Source organism: Haloprofundus salilacus (assembly GCF_020150815.1).
Taxonomy (GTDB): Archaea; Halobacteriota; Halobacteria; order Halobacteriales; family Haloferacaceae; genus Haloprofundus; species Haloprofundus salilacus.
Window position 1 is genome coordinate 389,145 of sequence record NZ_CP083724.1, and the last position, 15,574, is coordinate 404,718.

The 15,574-nt window shown below is 58.6% G+C and carries 14 protein-coding genes and 1 pseudogene; 9 read left to right on the forward strand and 6 right to left on the reverse strand.

Going from position 1 to position 15,574, the window contains the following annotated elements:
• Positions 1–86: 86 nt before the first annotated feature.
• Entirely contained in the window at positions 87–812 is a 726-nt protein-coding gene (locus tag LAQ58_RS18475) for a ThuA domain-containing protein (RefSeq protein ID WP_224450341.1), read from the reverse strand.
• A 482-nt stretch (positions 813–1,294) separates the two neighbouring features.
• Here LAQ58_RS18475 and LAQ58_RS18480 point away from each other — a divergent pair, with 482 nt between their 5' ends.
• The 6 genes from LAQ58_RS18480 (at position 1,295) to LAQ58_RS18505 (ending at position 7,254) form a co-directional block, all read left to right on the forward strand.
• Positions 1,295–2,068, forward strand: coding sequence for an IclR family transcriptional regulator (locus LAQ58_RS18480; RefSeq protein ID WP_224450342.1), 774 nt, complete (start codon positions 1,295–1,297; stop codon positions 2,066–2,068).
• Between the two features lie 103 nt (positions 2,069–2,171).
• Complete coding sequence (locus LAQ58_RS18485) at positions 2,172–3,437, forward strand: mandelate racemase/muconate lactonizing enzyme family protein (RefSeq protein ID WP_224450343.1); 1,266 nt, start codon at positions 2,172–2,174, stop codon at positions 3,435–3,437.
• A 140-nt stretch (positions 3,438–3,577) separates the two neighbouring features.
• Entirely contained in the window at positions 3,578–4,516 is a 939-nt protein-coding gene (locus LAQ58_RS18490; protein ID WP_224450344.1) for a dihydrodipicolinate synthase family protein, read from the forward strand.
• A gap of 158 nt (positions 4,517–4,674) precedes the next feature.
• Complete coding sequence (locus tag LAQ58_RS18495; RefSeq protein WP_224450345.1) at positions 4,675–5,808, forward strand: mandelate racemase/muconate lactonizing enzyme family protein; 1,134 nt, start codon at positions 4,675–4,677, stop codon at positions 5,806–5,808.
• Positions 5,809–5,869: 61 nt separating this feature from the next.
• Positions 5,870–6,343, forward strand: a complete 474-nt coding sequence (locus LAQ58_RS18500; RefSeq protein ID WP_224450346.1) for a universal stress protein — start codon at positions 5,870–5,872, stop codon at positions 6,341–6,343.
• Between the two features lie 71 nt (positions 6,344–6,414).
• Positions 6,415–7,254 carry an NAD-dependent epimerase/dehydratase family protein gene (locus LAQ58_RS18505; RefSeq protein WP_224450347.1) on the forward strand — a complete coding sequence of 280 codons (840 nt, stop codon included), beginning with the start codon at positions 6,415–6,417 and terminating at the stop codon, positions 7,252–7,254.
• A 54-nt stretch (positions 7,255–7,308) separates the two neighbouring features.
• Here the strand turns inward: LAQ58_RS18505 and xacF are convergent, their stop codons facing one another.
• On the reverse strand, positions 7,309–8,760 hold the full coding sequence (gene xacF, locus LAQ58_RS18510; protein ID WP_224450348.1) for a 2,5-dioxovalerate dehydrogenase: 1,452 nt from the start codon (positions 8,758–8,760) through the stop codon (positions 7,309–7,311).
• 179 nt (positions 8,761–8,939) lie between these two features.
• Here xacF and LAQ58_RS18515 point away from each other — a divergent pair, with 179 nt between their 5' ends.
• Both LAQ58_RS18515 and LAQ58_RS18520 read left to right on the forward strand, forming a co-directional pair.
• Positions 8,940–9,176, forward strand: a complete 237-nt coding sequence (locus LAQ58_RS18515; protein WP_224450349.1) for a hypothetical protein — start codon at positions 8,940–8,942, stop codon at positions 9,174–9,176.
• A gap of 114 nt (positions 9,177–9,290) precedes the next feature.
• Positions 9,291–9,461: pseudogene (locus LAQ58_RS18520) on the forward strand (helix-turn-helix domain-containing protein); the annotation flags it as partial.
• Positions 9,462–9,523: 62 nt separating this feature from the next.
• On the opposite strand, the gene LAQ58_RS18525 reads toward LAQ58_RS18520, so the two are convergent.
• Positions 9,524–9,958 carry a PPC domain-containing DNA-binding protein gene (locus LAQ58_RS18525; RefSeq protein ID WP_224450350.1) on the reverse strand — a complete coding sequence of 145 codons (435 nt, stop codon included), beginning with the start codon at positions 9,956–9,958 and terminating at the stop codon, positions 9,524–9,526.
• A 140-nt stretch (positions 9,959–10,098) separates the two neighbouring features.
• Here LAQ58_RS18525 and LAQ58_RS18530 point away from each other — a divergent pair, with 140 nt between their 5' ends.
• On the forward strand, positions 10,099–10,926 hold the full coding sequence (locus LAQ58_RS18530) for an SDR family NAD(P)-dependent oxidoreductase (RefSeq protein WP_224450351.1): 828 nt from the start codon (positions 10,099–10,101) through the stop codon (positions 10,924–10,926).
• Positions 10,927–10,943: 17 nt separating this feature from the next.
• Here the strand turns inward: LAQ58_RS18530 and LAQ58_RS18535 are convergent, their stop codons facing one another.
• The 3 genes from LAQ58_RS18535 to LAQ58_RS18550 form a co-directional block, all read right to left on the reverse strand.
• Positions 10,944–12,074 carry an enolase C-terminal domain-like protein gene (locus LAQ58_RS18535; protein WP_224450352.1) on the reverse strand — a complete coding sequence of 377 codons (1,131 nt, stop codon included), beginning with the start codon at positions 12,072–12,074 and terminating at the stop codon, positions 10,944–10,946.
• Positions 12,075–12,244: 170 nt separating this feature from the next.
• Positions 12,245–14,425 carry an ABC transporter ATP-binding protein gene (locus LAQ58_RS19210; RefSeq protein WP_255595096.1) on the reverse strand — a complete coding sequence of 727 codons (2,181 nt, stop codon included), beginning with the start codon at positions 14,423–14,425 and terminating at the stop codon, positions 12,245–12,247.
• A gap of 6 nt (positions 14,426–14,431) precedes the next feature.
• The gene (locus LAQ58_RS18550; protein ID WP_224450353.1) at positions 14,432–15,544 is read right to left on the reverse strand and encodes an ABC transporter permease; all 1,113 of its coding nucleotides are present in this window, start codon (positions 15,542–15,544) and stop codon (positions 14,432–14,434) included.
• Between the last annotated feature and the right edge of the window lie 30 nt (positions 15,545–15,574).

Sequence of the window (15,574 nt, forward strand, 5' to 3'; positions counted from 1 at the left end):
CAGAGAGGTGGCTGAAATCACGAAGTTGACGATTCAGTCTGTACCGTTAAGTGGACGAAATAACCGCCACAGAGCCCGAGTCGAGGTTACTGCTCTTCGAGTTGGTTGATGCTGTCGACTTCTCCCCACCGAACAGTCGCTCCTTCTTTTGGTGCGGCCCAGTCGACTGCGTTGCGGATAACCTTTCGAACCTCCTTCTGATAGAAAATCGGATACTCTTCGTGACCCGGCCGAAATGCGAAAATGCTCCCTCGTCCACGGCGATAACAGACACCCGAACGGAACACCTCACCCCCTTCGAACCACGAGATGAACACTGTACGGTCGGGCTCTGGGATATCGAAAGGTTCGCCATACATTTCGGTCGACGGTATCTCGAAGTACTCGTCCAGACCGTCGGCAATCTGGTGGCCTGGGTCGCTCACCCAAATCCGCTCGGTCTCCCCTCCGTGTCGATACTTGATTCGGCAAGTCGTTCCCATGAGCCGTTTGAACGGCTTCGAGTTCTTCCCCGAGTGGAGCGGAATGAACCCCATCCCATCGTGAACGCGCTTGACGACACGGTCTGCAACGTCATCGTCTACCTCGTCGTTCGCACAGTGAGACCACCAGACGAGGACGTCGGTCTGGTTGAGGACGGATTCGGGAAGGCCGTGGTCCGGTTGTTGTAGTGTGGCAGTTCGAACGTTGTACTTGTCTGCGTTGAGCGCGTCAGCGACTGCCCCGTGGATACCTTCAGGATATCGGTCTGCGACGTCTGGCTCCTTCCGTTCGTGGACGTTTTCGTTCCAGACAGTAACTCTAATCGTCATGGATAGTTGTCTCCTTGAACAAACAAATGTGTTTGGAAGGTATTACAGTTTTGTATCCATGTGCTTGTACACGATGACGCCGACCACGCTCTGGCTCGATCCTACCTATATTTTCAGTGTTGCGGTTCCTATCACGAGCTCCTTCTCCACTTTGTTGGGTAGCGCTCTACACGGGTTTTTTTCCACCGACAATGGATTTCTCCCTTCATTTTGTTGGTATACCGCATCTGTTCCCACTAGGCGAACCAAAACATTACAAGATTAGAAGTGTAATGGCTGTTGGTCTGTACTCTCTTCGCAAATCAGGTGATCATGTGACGAGTGAGACGAGAGCTGGGTATTTCGTCGTCTGGTGTCCATCTAGCGGTGATTCTTGCTGTTCGGGTGATACGTAGACATGGCAAATAATGTCAATATTTCCTCTCTTCTATGGTTCCCTACAGGGGAACAGATTTAAGTGAGAGTACGTATCTTGTTTTGATATGCCACCCCAAACGGGAAGCACGCCCGGTCGAAGGATTCGGTCTGTGAAGATAGCCTTCAACATAATCGAACTCCTCCAGAACGAGAACGATATCGGCGTAACCAAATTGGCGAATGAACTCGGCCACTCGAAGAGCACAATACACAGCCACCTGCGAACGCTCGAAGAGCTTGAAATCTTGGTTCGCGAAGGCAACAGCTACCGACTCAGCCTCCAGATCCTGGATATGGCGAATCACGTCCGTGATCAAGCAGGTAACTACGAAGTGATCCAAAAAGAGGTAGAGGCGCTAGTAGAAGAGACTGGTGAGATCGCTCATTTCGGAATTGAGGAGTACGGTCGAATATCGTACCTCTGCAAAGCAACGGGTGAGCAAGCAGTCGAGACCGCTTCGCGTGTTGGGACTAGCCAGCCGATCTATTCGACTTCGCTCGGCAAATCGATACTAGCGTATCTTCCAGACAGCCAACGAGATTCGATCATCGACACAATAGAGTTCGCCCCGAAAACGTCCAAGACGATCACGTCTCGAGAGGGGCTTTACGCAGAACTCGATCAGATCACCGACCAGGGCTACGCATTGGACAACGAGGAAAACATCAGAGGTCTGCGCTGTGTGGCCGCTCCAGTCAGAAATGGGTCGAAAGTGCTCGGCGCGATAAGCGTCTCTGGGCCCTCAAGTCGGTTCACTGACGAACGCTTACACGGAGAACTCTCCGATTATGTTCTCCGAGCAGCGAATGTGATTGAGCTCAATACAAAATTCTCGTAATAATCACTTCGTTGACTACTTCTCGTCATCTTATAGCCACTCGCAACGGGATCACTCTCCGAAACCAATGTGATTTATACGGCCGTGCTTGTACATACCTCTCATGGAGATTGCTGATATCCGCGGCTATGCACTTTCGTCACCAATAACACCGCCACAGAACCGCTCATTCTTTGGTGGCACTCGATCGCTCCACAAGCGAGACGTGGTTCTCGTCGTAATCGAAACACGAGATGGAGAACGAGGAGTTGCAACGGCTGGTGCGAGTAGCTCTGCGATGCGTGAGTACTTCGAAGGCGACTCCCAAGGAACGTTCGCCGACCTCGTCAATGGACCCGTAGCCGACGCTTTGGAGGGAGTAACGCTCACTCACATCACAGATGCACACGACTTGATTGCCGGTACTGGGCTCCCACATCACCTTCAGAACGAAGCGATCTCGGCAATTGACGTCGCATTGCACGATATCCGAGGGAAAGAGTTGGGTGCACCTATCTACGAACTACTCGGCGATTCCGACCAGACTGATCCGACAACCGAGATCCCGCTGTACGCGAGTGCTGGGATGTATATGAAGCCAAGCGGGTACGCAGAACAGGCGGCAATCATCGAAAAACTCGGATTTATGGGTTACAAATACCGCCCAGGCATCGGTCCTACGGGTGACCGTCGGACCGTCGATCTCTTGTCGGAAGTCCTTGACGAGACGGAGTTCATGCTTGATGTACATACGTGGTGGAAAGTACGCGATTCTTACGATCGAGAGACCGTCCGCGATTTAGTCTCGTACGCAGCAGAACGCGGTGCCTACTGGATCGAAGAGCCGGTCGAACCGGACGACCATCAGGGGTACAGGGAACTCGCAGAGACGAGGGCTCCGCTCGCTGGTGGCGAGAGCGAGGAGTCTGCAGCAGGGCTTGTCGAACTGGGTCGGACCGAAGCTGTCGCGTTTCTGCAGGGCGACGTTCGACACCACCAAGGGTACACGGGCTGTTGGGATGCGGTTGAGTACTGTCACGGACGAAATGTCGAGTTCGTTCCCCACAACTTCGGTACTTGGGTTGGACTCTTGGCGAACGCTCACCTTGTTGCTGCTGCACCAGACGTTGGCTTACTTGAGTACCCCGTGTTCGAGAGCGATCCACTTCTCGACGTGGAGCAGGACCCCGGGATGTACCCGTTCGATTTGGCCTTCGACATTATGAAGGGGCAACCATCGGTCTCCGACGGTGTACTGACAGTCCCCGACGGACCAGGACTGGGTCTTGAAGTCGATCTGGACATCGTAGAGGAGTACCCCTTCGTCGACGGCCCTTGGACCGAGTTTCGGTATGATGAAGAGAAGAACTCCACTGATTCCCATCTTTGAGTCGCTATCGGACACAGCAATCGAGTAAACGTAGAGAGAAATGACAGAAAATCGAAGGAGGTGTGATGGTCCCGTACAGAAGTACGTGAAATACTCGAGGGGCGGAGGTTTTATAAACCGTAGCGTTCATGATTTCTTTGATGCCGCTAGCAGTGAATGAGGTTAAGGAGTGTCTGCGGGGTGTCGCCGCCGGTCTCCTTACACCGTTTGACGAAAACGGAGAGATTGAATACTGGAAGATTGAAGAGAATGCGCAGTCGCTCTATGACAGCGGCTTACGTTCCTTTCTTGCCGCCGCCAATATCAGTGAGTACCACTCGCTCACACAGAACGAACGTGTCGAGGTGACTGAGGCGAGTCTCGATGGCCTTCCTTCGGACGCCTGCGTTCTTGCAGGCGTTGGAGGGAGTACGGAAGGAGCACAGGAACTGATCCGAGCGTACGACCGTCTCGGTGTCGACGGTCACATGATCATGCCGCCCGACCACACGTACGTACATGAACAGGGACTACTGGATTATTTCGATGATTTGGCGTCGATAACTGAGACCCCGTTTGTTCCCTACATTCGAGCATTTGAACCATCGGTCAGTTTCTTGGCCGACCTCACACAGATCGAGAACGTCGTCGGAATCAAATACGCGATCAAGGACCCTGTAAAACTCGGTGCCGCTGTATCTAGAGGTTCCGACGACGTCGTCTGGGTCAACGGACTCGCGGAACCGTACGCGGTTAGTTTCTGGGGAGAAGGCATCGAAGGGTTCTCGGCTGGTGTCAGTAACTTCCGGCCCGAGGTTGGACTCGAGTTGTTCGATGCACTTACCGAGGGAGACTGGGAGCGGGCTCGAGAACTTCGGAACATCTGCCTCCCGTATCAGAACTTCCGTGACCGGACCGGCCAAGATAACACCCTCAAAGGTGCGATCAGCGTCCCGGCCGTCAAGAAGGGACTCGAACTTGCCGGGTTTCACGGAGGAGACGTTCGAGAGCCAATACGCTCCCTCTCGCCCGAGGATGAGGCTGTGGCCGAAGAGATTTATTTCCAGTTGAGCGATGATATTGATCGTCTCATTAGCTGACACAGAACCCGAGGACACGGACGCAGCGCAAACGACCAGTGCAGCATCTACACCTTTATTCTGATTCACACTATCTGTTTTCGACTATCGCAAATACGAGTCTCTATGATAGCACGACGCAACACAACGTATAACTTGTCTCAATCGGTGGGTTTCGTATGAAAATAGACGACGTAGAAGTGATTCCGATCAGTTCGACGCGCCCCAAAGGAGAAGGAATCGGTGATGCACGCGGGTTCGGTCGAACGCGTGCGACGACACTGTTGCGGGTTGAAACCGATACAGAGGCAGTTGGATGGGGCGAAGCGTTCGCACCCGGTCGCATCGTCAAGGCGACGTTCGAGGAACTCTTTCGAGACGTAGTTATCGGGATGGACCCCTTTGACGTTGAGTCACTCGCCGATAACTCGTACACCGACCCGTATCACTTTGCGGGCAACGTGTTCAGTCAGAGCGTGGTCAGCGCAGTCGACGTCGCCTGCTGGGATATCATCGGCAAGACGGTTGGTCGACCCGTTCATCGGCTTCTTGGCGGCGAAGAGTGCCGGACGCTCACTCCCTACGCGTCAACGATGTACTTCACGGAGACCAATCAACCAATTGAAAATTCGATTCAAGCTGCCGTCGACGAGGGATTCACCGCGGCGAAAATCAAGATCGGAACTGGACTCGACGAGGATATCGAGCGCGTGAGAGTTGCACGAGAAGGTCTCGGCGACGATGCGACACTCATGGTCGATATGAACGGTAACTACCGTCCTCGACAGGCGATTAAGACGGCCAAGGCGATAGAACAGTACGATATTACGTGGATCGAAGAACCGGTCCCCCCAGAAAACGAATCCGGATACCGTGAAGTCAAACGTCACGTTGACACGCCAATCGCCGCGGGAGAGGCTCACTACGGCCGGTTCGCGTTCAAACGTCTCATCGACGACCGCACCGTCGATATCGTCCAACCAAATCTCGGTCGGTGCGGTGGGTTCTCCGAAGCACGGCTTATCGCCGACATGGCGACAACCGAGAATGTTGCTGTTCGACCCCATATCTGGAACAGTGCAGTCGGGTTGGCTGCCGCTGTACAGTTCGCTGCAAGCGTCTCTCGCTATCCACACGCTCGAAACGTCCCGGAGCCAATGATGGTCGAGTTCGACCGAAGCGAGAACCCACTTCGGACCGACATTCTCGAAACGCCGTTCGACCCGTCTGGTGGCGTTCTCGACGTTCCACAGAAGCCCGGGCTCGGAATCGAAGTCGACGAAGCGGCCGTCGAACGGTACCGCGTCGACTGAACGGGACGGACCACGGCCGCCGATAGCTATTTCTTAATGTCTTTCAATCGTCTACGCGACCATGCAGCGAGGGTTTGTCGTCGTAGACGATACGGAAACGCATAGAACGCTCCTCGAGGAAGCCGTCAGGTTTGCGAGTAGCGACAGTGATGACAGTGCCGAACTGGTGCTGTTTTCCTGGCTGACGCCCGAACGAGTCGACGAGAACTTCGATGCGTTGGAGTCCATCGAAAAGATGGAACACACGAGCTACGAAGCGCCGTCGCCGCTCGACTCGGTTCGGCAGTTCGTCCGTCAGTTCGCAGAGGAGACACTGACGAACCTTGATAGAAGCGTCGACTACGAGATCGTCACGGTCGTCGCCGACGAGGACGAACTCGGGACGAAAATCATTGACACGGCGGAGACTCACGGCTGTGACCACGTCTTCATCACCGGGCAAAAGCGCTCACCGACCGGAAAAGTTCTCTTCGGCGACGTCGCCCAACAGGTTATCCTCAACTTCGACGGACTGGTCACCACCGCGATGGACTGACCGACCGTCTGCCGAGACGCCGGTGTTGCCTCACCCCCACATTTTATTACCGAAACACTCCCGCTACTACCATGGATGTACTAGTGACAGGTGTCTACGGACGGTGTGGAACCGCGATAATCGACCATCTCCACGATCGATCGGAGTACAACTTCACGTACTACAACCGCTCTGACAGACCAGACGACCACCCGTACGGCGGGTACGACACCGTCGTCGGAGACATCTCCGAGTACGAGATGCTCCGGGATGCCTTCGAGGGGCACGATGCGGTCATCCACCTCGCAGCCTACCCGTACACGGACGGAGATTGGGGAGAGATTTTCCCGCCGAACATTATCGGGATGTACAACGCGTTGGAGGCCGCCCGTGACGCAGAGGTCGAGTCGTTCATCTTCGGGTCGACAAACCACGTGATGGGACTCTACGAGGAGGAGCACAAGCCGGAGATCTACTCGCTCGAACACGACCTGGTTATCGACCACGAGGATCCCGTCCGTCCCGACTCGTACTACGGCGCGTCGAAGAGTTTCGGCGAGGACCTCGGTCGGTACTACGTCGAAACGTACGACTATCCGATGCGATTTTACGCGCTACGCATCTGCAGCGTCCGAATGCCCGAGAACGACCACCCGTACGGCGACGCCGAGATAGGCGTCGACGACGGAATGTGGGAACGGGGAAGTCCGGAGTACGAAGAACAGGTCGCACGGATGAAGGCGACGTGGCAGTCCCGTCGGGATTTCGCCCACCAGATCGACTGCTGTTTGCAGGACGACTCCGTCGAGTTCGAAATCTTCAGCGGTGTGAGCGACAACCGACGTCGCTGGTACGATCTCGAACACGCGCGCGCGAAAATAGGATATAATCCGCAGGACGACGGCGAGGAATGGGACGAACCGCCCGAGTAAGCGAACTCTGACGGTCTCGCCGTATCAGACTCTCGATCGTTCGTTCGAAGCGACTCAGTAGTTCATGTAGACGGTCTTCGTTGAGGTGAAGAAGTCGAGACCCGCATCGCCCTGTTCGCGGTACGTGTTCGTCGAGGAGTTCTTGTAGCCGCCGAAGGGGACGTGCAGTTCCAGCCCCGTCGTCTTCTCGTTGACCTTCGCCACGCCCGCCTCGATATCTTCGATGAAGTGGTTTGCCTCCGAGAGGTCCTGTGTGACGATGCTCGCGGAGAGTCCGAACTCGACGTTGTTGGCGACTTCGACGCCTTCCTCGTAGCTCGACACAGGAATCACCGACAGCACCGGCCCGAAAATCTCCTCCTGAGCGATTCGCATCTCAGGGTCGACCTCGGAGAAGACGGCCGGAGAGACGAAGTAGCCGTCGTCGTAGTGGTCTCCGGTGAGGCGTTCGCCGCCGGTCTCGAGGGTGGCACCCTCGTCGGCGCCGACTGAGACGTATTCGAGCGTCTCGTCGAGTTCGCTCTGGGTGACGTGTGGACCCATATCGGCGTTCCCGCTCCCGTCACCGACTTCGAGCGTCTCCGCGTAATCGACGACGGCGTCGACGAACTCGTCGTACACGTCCTCGTGGACGATGGCGCGGGAGCAAGCGGTGCAGGCCTGCCCAGTGACGCCGAAGGCCCCGCTTCCGACGATATCGACGGCCGCGTCGAGATCGGCGCTCGGCATGACGACGGTCGGGTTCTTTCCACCCATCTCGCACTGGACGCGCTTGAGGTCGTTTGCGGCCTGCTGAGAGACCATCGTTCCGACTCCCGTGCTTCCGGTGAACGACACTCCGTCGATGTCCTCGTGCTGTGCCAGTGGTGAGCCGACTTTACTGCCGGAACCGGTCATGAAGTTCGCGACGCCGTCTGGGAGTCCCGCCTCGTCGAGCGCCTCGAACAACGCCCGCGAGACGCTCGGTGCGACCGAAGCGGGCTTGAAGACGACCGTATTACCCGTCGCGAGCGCCGGAGCGAGCTTCCACGCCGGAATCGCAATTGGGTAGTTCCACGGGGTGATGAGCGAGACGGTTCCGAGCGGCTCGAGCTTCGTGTACAGCTGTTTGTTCTCGCCGCTGGCGGACTTCACCGTTCCGCCGAGTTCGCGCGCTTTCTCCGCGTAGTAGTGGAAGATGTCGACCGCCCGCTGAACTTCACCACCAGCCTCGCCCAGCGTCTTCCCCTCTTCGGCGGTGAGCGTCTCCGTCAGTTCGTCTTTGCGTGCGTCGAGAATATCGGCCGCGCGCTTCAGTACCGCCCCCCGCTCTGGCGCTGGTGTCGACGCCCACGTCTCTTGGGCGTCTACGGCTGCCTGGATGGCTGTCTCCGCATCGTCGCTCGTCGACGACTGGTACTCCGCGAGAACCGTCTTGGTGTCTGCCGGATTGTACACCTCGAAGGTCTCGCCCGACTCCGATTCTGTCCACTCGCCGCCGATGTAATTACCGTACTCTGTCGGCATACTACGATAGCCTTCTCGATACCACTATACGAATGTTTTGGTGGCGACAACCGATTACGATGACGACTCTGACCGTGACAGTCGGCGCAGAGGCCGACCACCTACCCCCGTCGACTCCGATTTCTGACCCCCCGACGATACCCGAACTGCTATATAGTGTTATTCCGTACCATACCATAATGAGTTCAGTAGGACAACCTAGCGTGGCCGACGAACAGACTAACCGTTTGATGGGCGCTCTCGCCACGGTTCGAAACTCGGTGACGCTGTCCATCGCGGTGTTCGGCGTTTTCCTCTTCCTCTTGGGCTTCGCCATCAATCAGGGCGTCTGGGCCGCCATCTTCGCACTCTGGGGAACGGCACTCACCCTCTTCGGATTGACGGCCTTCACCATCATCTGGTGGCAGCGTCGCTAACGAGGCATCGACCGAACTGCGAAGAAATCGAATCAACCCGTCCCGAAGGGCTGGCGTGGAGCGGACGTGAAAATCGTCCAAGCAAGCGAACCTACCGACGAGTAACACCACTCGATGAACTACAACTACAGGTATCGACTCCGACCGCCCAACGCCTTCGCAGAGCAGTTAGCGTGGACAGTCGATACCTGTAGACAGGTCTACAACCACTTCCTCCACCGACTCAACCGAAACGACGACACTTCGGCGTACTCCGAACAGAAACTTCTGCCGACGTTATCGAAGCAGGAAGCCCCACCCTCACCGAGCGAACGGCGTCAGCTGTGAGCGAGTAGGGTGGGGGTAGTTCACCGATGGCGAAGTTGCGAGATACTGTGCTCTCCCGGACGACGGTGCAACGAGAGACCCTCCAGCTTGCGAATCGTGAACTCGCCGAGGACGTTCACTTCACAGCCCGCTTCGAGATGTCCGCCGACCGTCCGGTCGCCATCGAACGCCGTCACGTGGAGATGTGGTTCGCCGTCGGCGACGACGCCACCGATGTTCGTCACCTCCCACGAACCGTCGAGCTGGAGGTCGACGTTCCGGTCGGCTTTCTCCTCGGGGAGGTCGGTACGGTCGACGTAGTGGATGTTCAGGTTGCTGAACGTCCCGATGCCGGAGACGACGACGCCCGTATCGACGTCGTGTTCGCTGCATGCCTCAGTGAGCGATTCGAGTGCGAGGTCGCCGCGGTCGAGACGGACGATGACGTGACCGTCGTCGGATTCGAAGGTTTCCATGGTGATGATTCAGTTCTCCGTGTGAGGGCGAGGTGGATAAAGTTTCATCTACCGGCCGTCTCACGGCTGTACATCCACCGCAGGAGAGCTCCCGCCGCGATGACCGGAGTAGTTAACCCCGACACGGTCGAGGCATCTCCATGTCTAACCGACTGTCTGATACGGTCGCCGTCGTCACTGGCGGCGGCAGCGGAATCGGGAACGCAACGTGTCTCCGACTCGCCGAGGAAGGCGCGTCCATCGTCGTGGTCGACCGAGACGAAACGGCCGCCGAGGCGACTGCGGCCGAGGTCGAAGCCCAGACCGACCAAGAAGCGCTCGCCGTCCCGACCAACGTCGCTGACGAATCACAGGTCGCACCGATGGCGGAGCGGGTCACAGACCGGTTCGGTCGCGTCGACGCGCTCGTCAACAACGCTGCCATACGCGTCGAACCGCGACCGGTGACCGAAGCCGACGAGGAGAGTTGGGATCGCATCCTCGCAGTCAATTTGAAGGGCGTCGCATTCTGTTCGAAGCATCTCATTCCCTCGATGACGGCGGGCGGCTCAGTTGTCAACGTCGCCTCGAACGGCGCCGCAGTCGCGCGGCCCAGATGGTCACAGTACGACGCGACGAAGGGCGCGGTTGTCTCCATGACGAAGGATATGGCGTGCGATCACGCTGCCGACGAAATCCGCGTAAACGCCGTCTCTCCGGGGTGGGTCATCACCGAGTACCATCTTCCGGACGACGATGACGAAGCTCGTCGGTTCTTCGAGGAGAAGACGGCACCGCACCCCGACGGCCCCGGCGTGCTCAAGCGCGCTGCCGCTCCCGACGAAGTCGCCGACGCCATTCTCTTTCTCGTTTCCGAGGAGTCGTCGTTCGTCACCGCGACGAACCTCCCAGTCGACGGCGGGGTAGCGGCGGTCGGCAAGGGGTTCGATTGGGACTCGTTCGCTGCTACTGAGAGAAGCAGTAACTGAGTGCGTCCGCGTCGGCGTCACTCGACTCGGTGCTGTTCGATGTACTCCCAATCGAACGAGTAACCGAGTCCGGGCGACTGCGGAACGCGGACGTAGCCGTCGTCGTCGAGGGGGTCGACCACCTCGGTCAGCCACGGCGTCGCCGCGTCGTAGTCGTACTTCGGGTGGAGGAGCCCTCGCTCGTAGTACTCGCCGGGCGTCGCCATCGCGCCCAGCAGATGCAGATTCGGCGCGTTTCCACCGTGTACCTCGCATGGAACGTTGAACGACTGGCAGAGGTGGACGGTTTTGAGTGCCGGCGTGAGACCCCCGACGTCGGTGACGCCGACGCGACTGATGTCCGAAGCGCCGTTTTTGAGCCACTCCGCGCGCGTGTACATCTGTCCCTCTGCCGTCTCGGGTCCGACGACCGGGACGTCGACTTCGTTCGTCAGCCACTCGTAGGAGGACATCGAGTGCTCGTCCATCGGCTCCTCGAACCACTTGAAGTCGAGTTCCGAGAGCGCCCGCCCGATTCGCTTCGCCTCGGTGCGGGTGTAGTAGTGGTGCGAATCGAGCATGAGCTCGATGTCCGGGCCGACCGCCTCGCGGACGGCGCGGCACGCCTCGACGACGCGGTCAGGGTCGGCATCGTACGGCGGCATCCACGTGTGCAGTTTGATTGCTTGGTATCCCTTTTCGAGTAGGTCGCACGCGAAGTCGGCGTACGCCTCAGGCGTTCCCAACCCTTCAGGGTCGTCGTCGCCGACCATCGTGCTTCCGTAGGCCGGAATTTTCGCTCTGTGTCCACCCAGCAGGCGGTAAACGGGGACGTTGAAATGTTTGCCAGCCGCGTCCCACAACGCACAGTCGATACGAGACACGTTCGAGTCGCTGAAGGTTCCCTTGTGCAGGCGCTGCGAGCGATTGAGTTGCTGCCAGATCTGTTCGCGTTCGAGCGGGTCCTTCCCCGTGAGGTACTTCGCTGCGAGGTCGTTCGCGCGGGAGTCGCCGCCGGTACAGTACCCGTCGGGACCGCCATCGACGACGACGTGCGTGATGCTGGCTGTTTTCTCTTGGGGGTCACCGGGGTGGGAGTGGCCTTTCTCGTCGCGGACTTTCGTCGACTGATACGTGAACCGAATCGTCTCGATATCTCTTATCTCCATTGCGGATTATCACCCTCCACGACGGAAATGGGCTTAACAGTTGGGTCGGCGGTGAGAGAAAACCGAATCAGAAATCAGTCGGAGAACCGCGGAGATATCCGGAGAGATACGAAAAATTCGGAGAAACGTGAAGAAGTCGTACCGATGGCGTCTGTCCGCCGGTTTGTTGGTCAGTCGCTCTCGTCGACGATGGGTTCGCTCTGCCAGTACTCGTGGTCGTCGAGCGTGCGGAAACACGCCGCGTGGTGCGTCTCCGCCTTGGAGGCCTCGTACGCTTCGGGAGCGGTCGTGCGGCAGACCTCACGCGCCTCGGGACAGCGCGTGTGGTAGTTACAACCGCTCGGCGGGTTCGTCGGGTCCGGAATGTCGATCTTCCGGATGGGGGAGTCTTCGACGCTGTCTTCGCTCTCGTCGACAGTGAGTTCGGGCGTTGCCCACCGCAGTGCCTGCGTGTAGGGGTGCTGCGGGTCGTTGATTATTTGCTCGGGCGGCCCGACTTCGACAAGTTCGCCGAGATAGACGACGCCGATTCGACCGCCCGTCTTCTCAGCGATGTACCGCGCGTTCGCGAGGTCGTGCGAGATGAACAGGTACGAGGTGTCGAACACGTCCTGTAGCTGGATCATGAGGTCCATCATCTCGACGCGCAGTGAGACGTCCAGCGCGCTCACCGGTTCGTCGGCGAGGATGAGGTCTGGATTCATCAACATCGCGCGGATGATGGCGACGCGCTGCTGCTCGCCGCCGCTGAGCTGGTGGGGATATCGCTCGTAGTAGTCTTCGGGAGGCGACATTCCGACGTGGTCGAGGAGGCCCAAGATGCGCTGCTTGCGGTCGTTCCCGTCGATGTCCTTGTTCCACCGCTTCAGCGGTTCCTCCAGCGACGCCTTCACTCGCCGGTTGGGATTCAGTGAACTCCCGGGGTCCTGGTGAACGATCTGTAGCGAGCGACGGACTTCGCCCCAACTCATTTCGTCGTCGTCGCCGCTGTGCACGTCCCAGATGTCGTGGCCGCGGTACTTGATGGAGCCACCGGTCGGTTTCTGGAGTCCGACAGCCGTTTTGCCGAGCGTCGTCTTGCCACAGCCGGATTCGCCGACGAGGACGACGGCGTCCTTCTCGTAGATGTCGAGCGAGATGCCGTCAACGGCTTTGACGACCGGTGGATCCGAGAAGAAGTCGAAGAAGCCCTTCTCTTTCTGGAAGTGGACCTCGACGTCTTCGAGCGACACGATCGGGTCGTCGGTTCGTCGTCTCGTCGCAGTGGTCGTCTGGACCGAGCTCTCGCCGAAACTGTCGAGCGACGATGCGTCCGCGCCCATCGGAATCGCGTCGGCCGACTCCTCCCAGTGGTGACAGTGGACGTGGTGGCCCGAGTCGACCGAATACGGGCCGGGGTCTTGCGTCTTGCACGTTTCGTCGGCGAGCGGACAACGGGGGTGGAACGAACATCCGGCTGGGACGTTCACCGGGTCGGGTGCGCTGCCTTCGACCGGCCGCATCTCGTCGATAGACGATTCGAGATTCGGCGTCGACTTCAGAAGAAGCCGCGTGTATGGGTGTGCCGGGTCCTCGAGCATTTCCGCTGTCGGACCGAGCTCAGCGATTTCGAACGCATACATCACGCCGATGCGATCGACCAAGTCCGCGATGAGCGGGAGGTCGTGCGTGATGAACACGATGGTCAGGTCGTACTGCTCCTTAATGTTCTGCAGCAGCGAGATGATCGACCGCTGCATCAGCAGGTCCAGCGCCGCCGTCGGTTCGTCCATCACGAGCACCTCGGGTTCGAGGACGAGGCTAAGCGCGATGAGCGCACGCTGTTTCATCCCGCCGGAGAGTTCGTGCGGATACGATTCGAGGACACGCTCCGGGTCGAGATACAGGTCCGAGAGCAACTGTTCGGCGCGCTCCATCCCCTCTTTGACGTTGTAGTCGTGCGCGGTCAGGGTTTCGACGAAGTGCGTCTTGATGTTCCGGACGGGGTTGAACGAACTCATCGCACCCTGGAATACCATCGAAATCTGTTCCCAGCGCAGCTCCTTGAGTTCGCGTCTATCGAGGTCGAGAACGTCGACCGGTTGGCCGTTCTCCGGGTAGTATGTGATGTCGCCCGTGAGGACGCCCGGGTCGACGATTGCATCGAGGAATGCGGATGCGAGCATCGACTTGCCCGACCCACTTTCGCCGACGACGCCGAGGATTTCGTTCCGTCGGACGTCGAGGTCGACTTCGTTGAGAACGCGTGAATCGCCCCGCTCCATGTCGAACGAGACGGACGCGTTGCGCATCTCGAGTATCGATTCGCTCTTCGGGACCCCGCTCGCGGGGTCGGTCTGTGAAATCGTCATTGTCGGTTACAGCCCTCCCATCGTGTTAGTGTTCGTCTCTGCGTCGTCGTTGATTTTTTCGGCAGCGTCGGCGCTCATCTTCTCGTGGCGCGCGCGGACCCGGGGGTTGAACACCCGGTCGAGCGACTGCCCGAGCAGGATGAGTCCAATGGAGATGAAGATAATCGCGACCATTGGAACCATGAACCAGTGCAGCGCTTCGGGGCGGTAGTGCCCGCCAGCCGTGTACGCGAGGTTCAACGTGACCCCCCAGTTGAGGTTCTCGAACGGCAGAATGCCGAGGTAGTACAGCGCCGCCGCCTCGAAGATGACCCGCCGCGCCGCGTTGGTCAGATTGATCACGACGAACGGCATCAGGTGCGGGACGATGTCCTTGAAGACGATCTTCCGCGTGGGGATGCCCATCGCACGCGCCGCTTCGACGAACGATTCCTGTCGGAGCGTCAGAACCTGTGACCGGATGGCCCTCGCGAGGCCACCCCACGACGCCACGCACAGCAGGATACCGATGACGTACGGATTACCGCCGATGGGCAGCAACAGCGCCAGCACCATCACCAGCGGGAAACCGGGGATGTTGATGAACACGTCAGTGATGGAACTCAGAACCGTGTCGGTCGTTCCACCTTTGTATCCGGCGACGGCGCCAACGACCGTTCCGAGGGTCACTGTGAACAGCGCCCCCGAGAGAATCATCTTCAGCATTTCTTGGGTCGCGTGGACCGTCTGCGAGAACAGGTCGCGGCCCATATCGTCGGTGCCGAGGGGGTACTGCATGGTCTCGAACGGTTGGGCAAGCGCCGGCCCTTCTGCCACTACGGTCGGTTCGACTACCCACGTCCCGACAGTGCCCATCAGGATGTAGAGCACCACGATGGTGAAGCCGATGCGGGCACGCCAGTCGCGCCAGACGATGGCGACGGGGGCGTAGATGTACGCATCGTACAGTTTCTTGTAGCGGTCGCGGCGCGTCTCTTCGTACTGGGAGACTGCGTCAAACGGCGAACTGACGTTGCCGCCGTCGGTCATCACACCGAAGTCGGTTGACTCGCTGGGGCCACCGGAGCCATCTGGGCCGTCGCATTCGGGGTTCTGTTCTCGGTCAGTGTGGTCCGTCATTGGTGAGTTCCTCTAGAGGCTTCGGTTGAT

What these genes read in the sequence shown, in the direction of transcription:
- LAQ58_RS18475 (WP_224450341.1), bottom strand. Translation starts at nt 812, where the DNA reads ATGACGATTAGAGTTACTGTCTGGAACGAAAACGTCCACGAACGGAAG.
- LAQ58_RS18480 (WP_224450342.1), top strand. Translation starts at nt 1,295, where the DNA reads ATGCCACCCCAAACGGGAAGCACGCCCGGTCGAAGGATTCGGTCTGTG.
- LAQ58_RS18485 (WP_224450343.1), top strand. Translation starts at nt 2,172, where the DNA reads ATGGAGATTGCTGATATCCGCGGCTATGCACTTTCGTCACCAATAACA.
- LAQ58_RS18490 (WP_224450344.1), top strand. Translation starts at nt 3,578, where the DNA reads ATGCCGCTAGCAGTGAATGAGGTTAAGGAGTGTCTGCGGGGTGTCGCC.
- LAQ58_RS18495 (WP_224450345.1), top strand. Translation starts at nt 4,675, where the DNA reads ATGAAAATAGACGACGTAGAAGTGATTCCGATCAGTTCGACGCGCCCC.
- LAQ58_RS18500 (WP_224450346.1), top strand. Translation starts at nt 5,870, where the DNA reads ATGCAGCGAGGGTTTGTCGTCGTAGACGATACGGAAACGCATAGAACG.
- LAQ58_RS18505 (WP_224450347.1), top strand. Translation starts at nt 6,415, where the DNA reads ATGGATGTACTAGTGACAGGTGTCTACGGACGGTGTGGAACCGCGATA.
- xacF (WP_224450348.1), bottom strand. Translation starts at nt 8,760, where the DNA reads ATGCCGACAGAGTACGGTAATTACATCGGCGGCGAGTGGACAGAATCG.
- LAQ58_RS18515 (WP_224450349.1), top strand. Translation starts at nt 8,940, where the DNA reads ATGAGTTCAGTAGGACAACCTAGCGTGGCCGACGAACAGACTAACCGT.
- LAQ58_RS18525 (WP_224450350.1), bottom strand. Translation starts at nt 9,958, where the DNA reads ATGGAAACCTTCGAATCCGACGACGGTCACGTCATCGTCCGTCTCGAC.
- LAQ58_RS18530 (WP_224450351.1), top strand. Translation starts at nt 10,099, where the DNA reads ATGTCTAACCGACTGTCTGATACGGTCGCCGTCGTCACTGGCGGCGGC.
- LAQ58_RS18535 (WP_224450352.1), bottom strand. Translation starts at nt 12,074, where the DNA reads ATGGAGATAAGAGATATCGAGACGATTCGGTTCACGTATCAGTCGACG.
- LAQ58_RS19210 (WP_255595096.1), bottom strand. Translation starts at nt 14,425, where the DNA reads ATGACGATTTCACAGACCGACCCCGCGAGCGGGGTCCCGAAGAGCGAA.
- LAQ58_RS18550 (WP_224450353.1), bottom strand. Translation starts at nt 15,544, where the DNA reads ATGACGGACCACACTGACCGAGAACAGAACCCCGAATGCGACGGCCCA.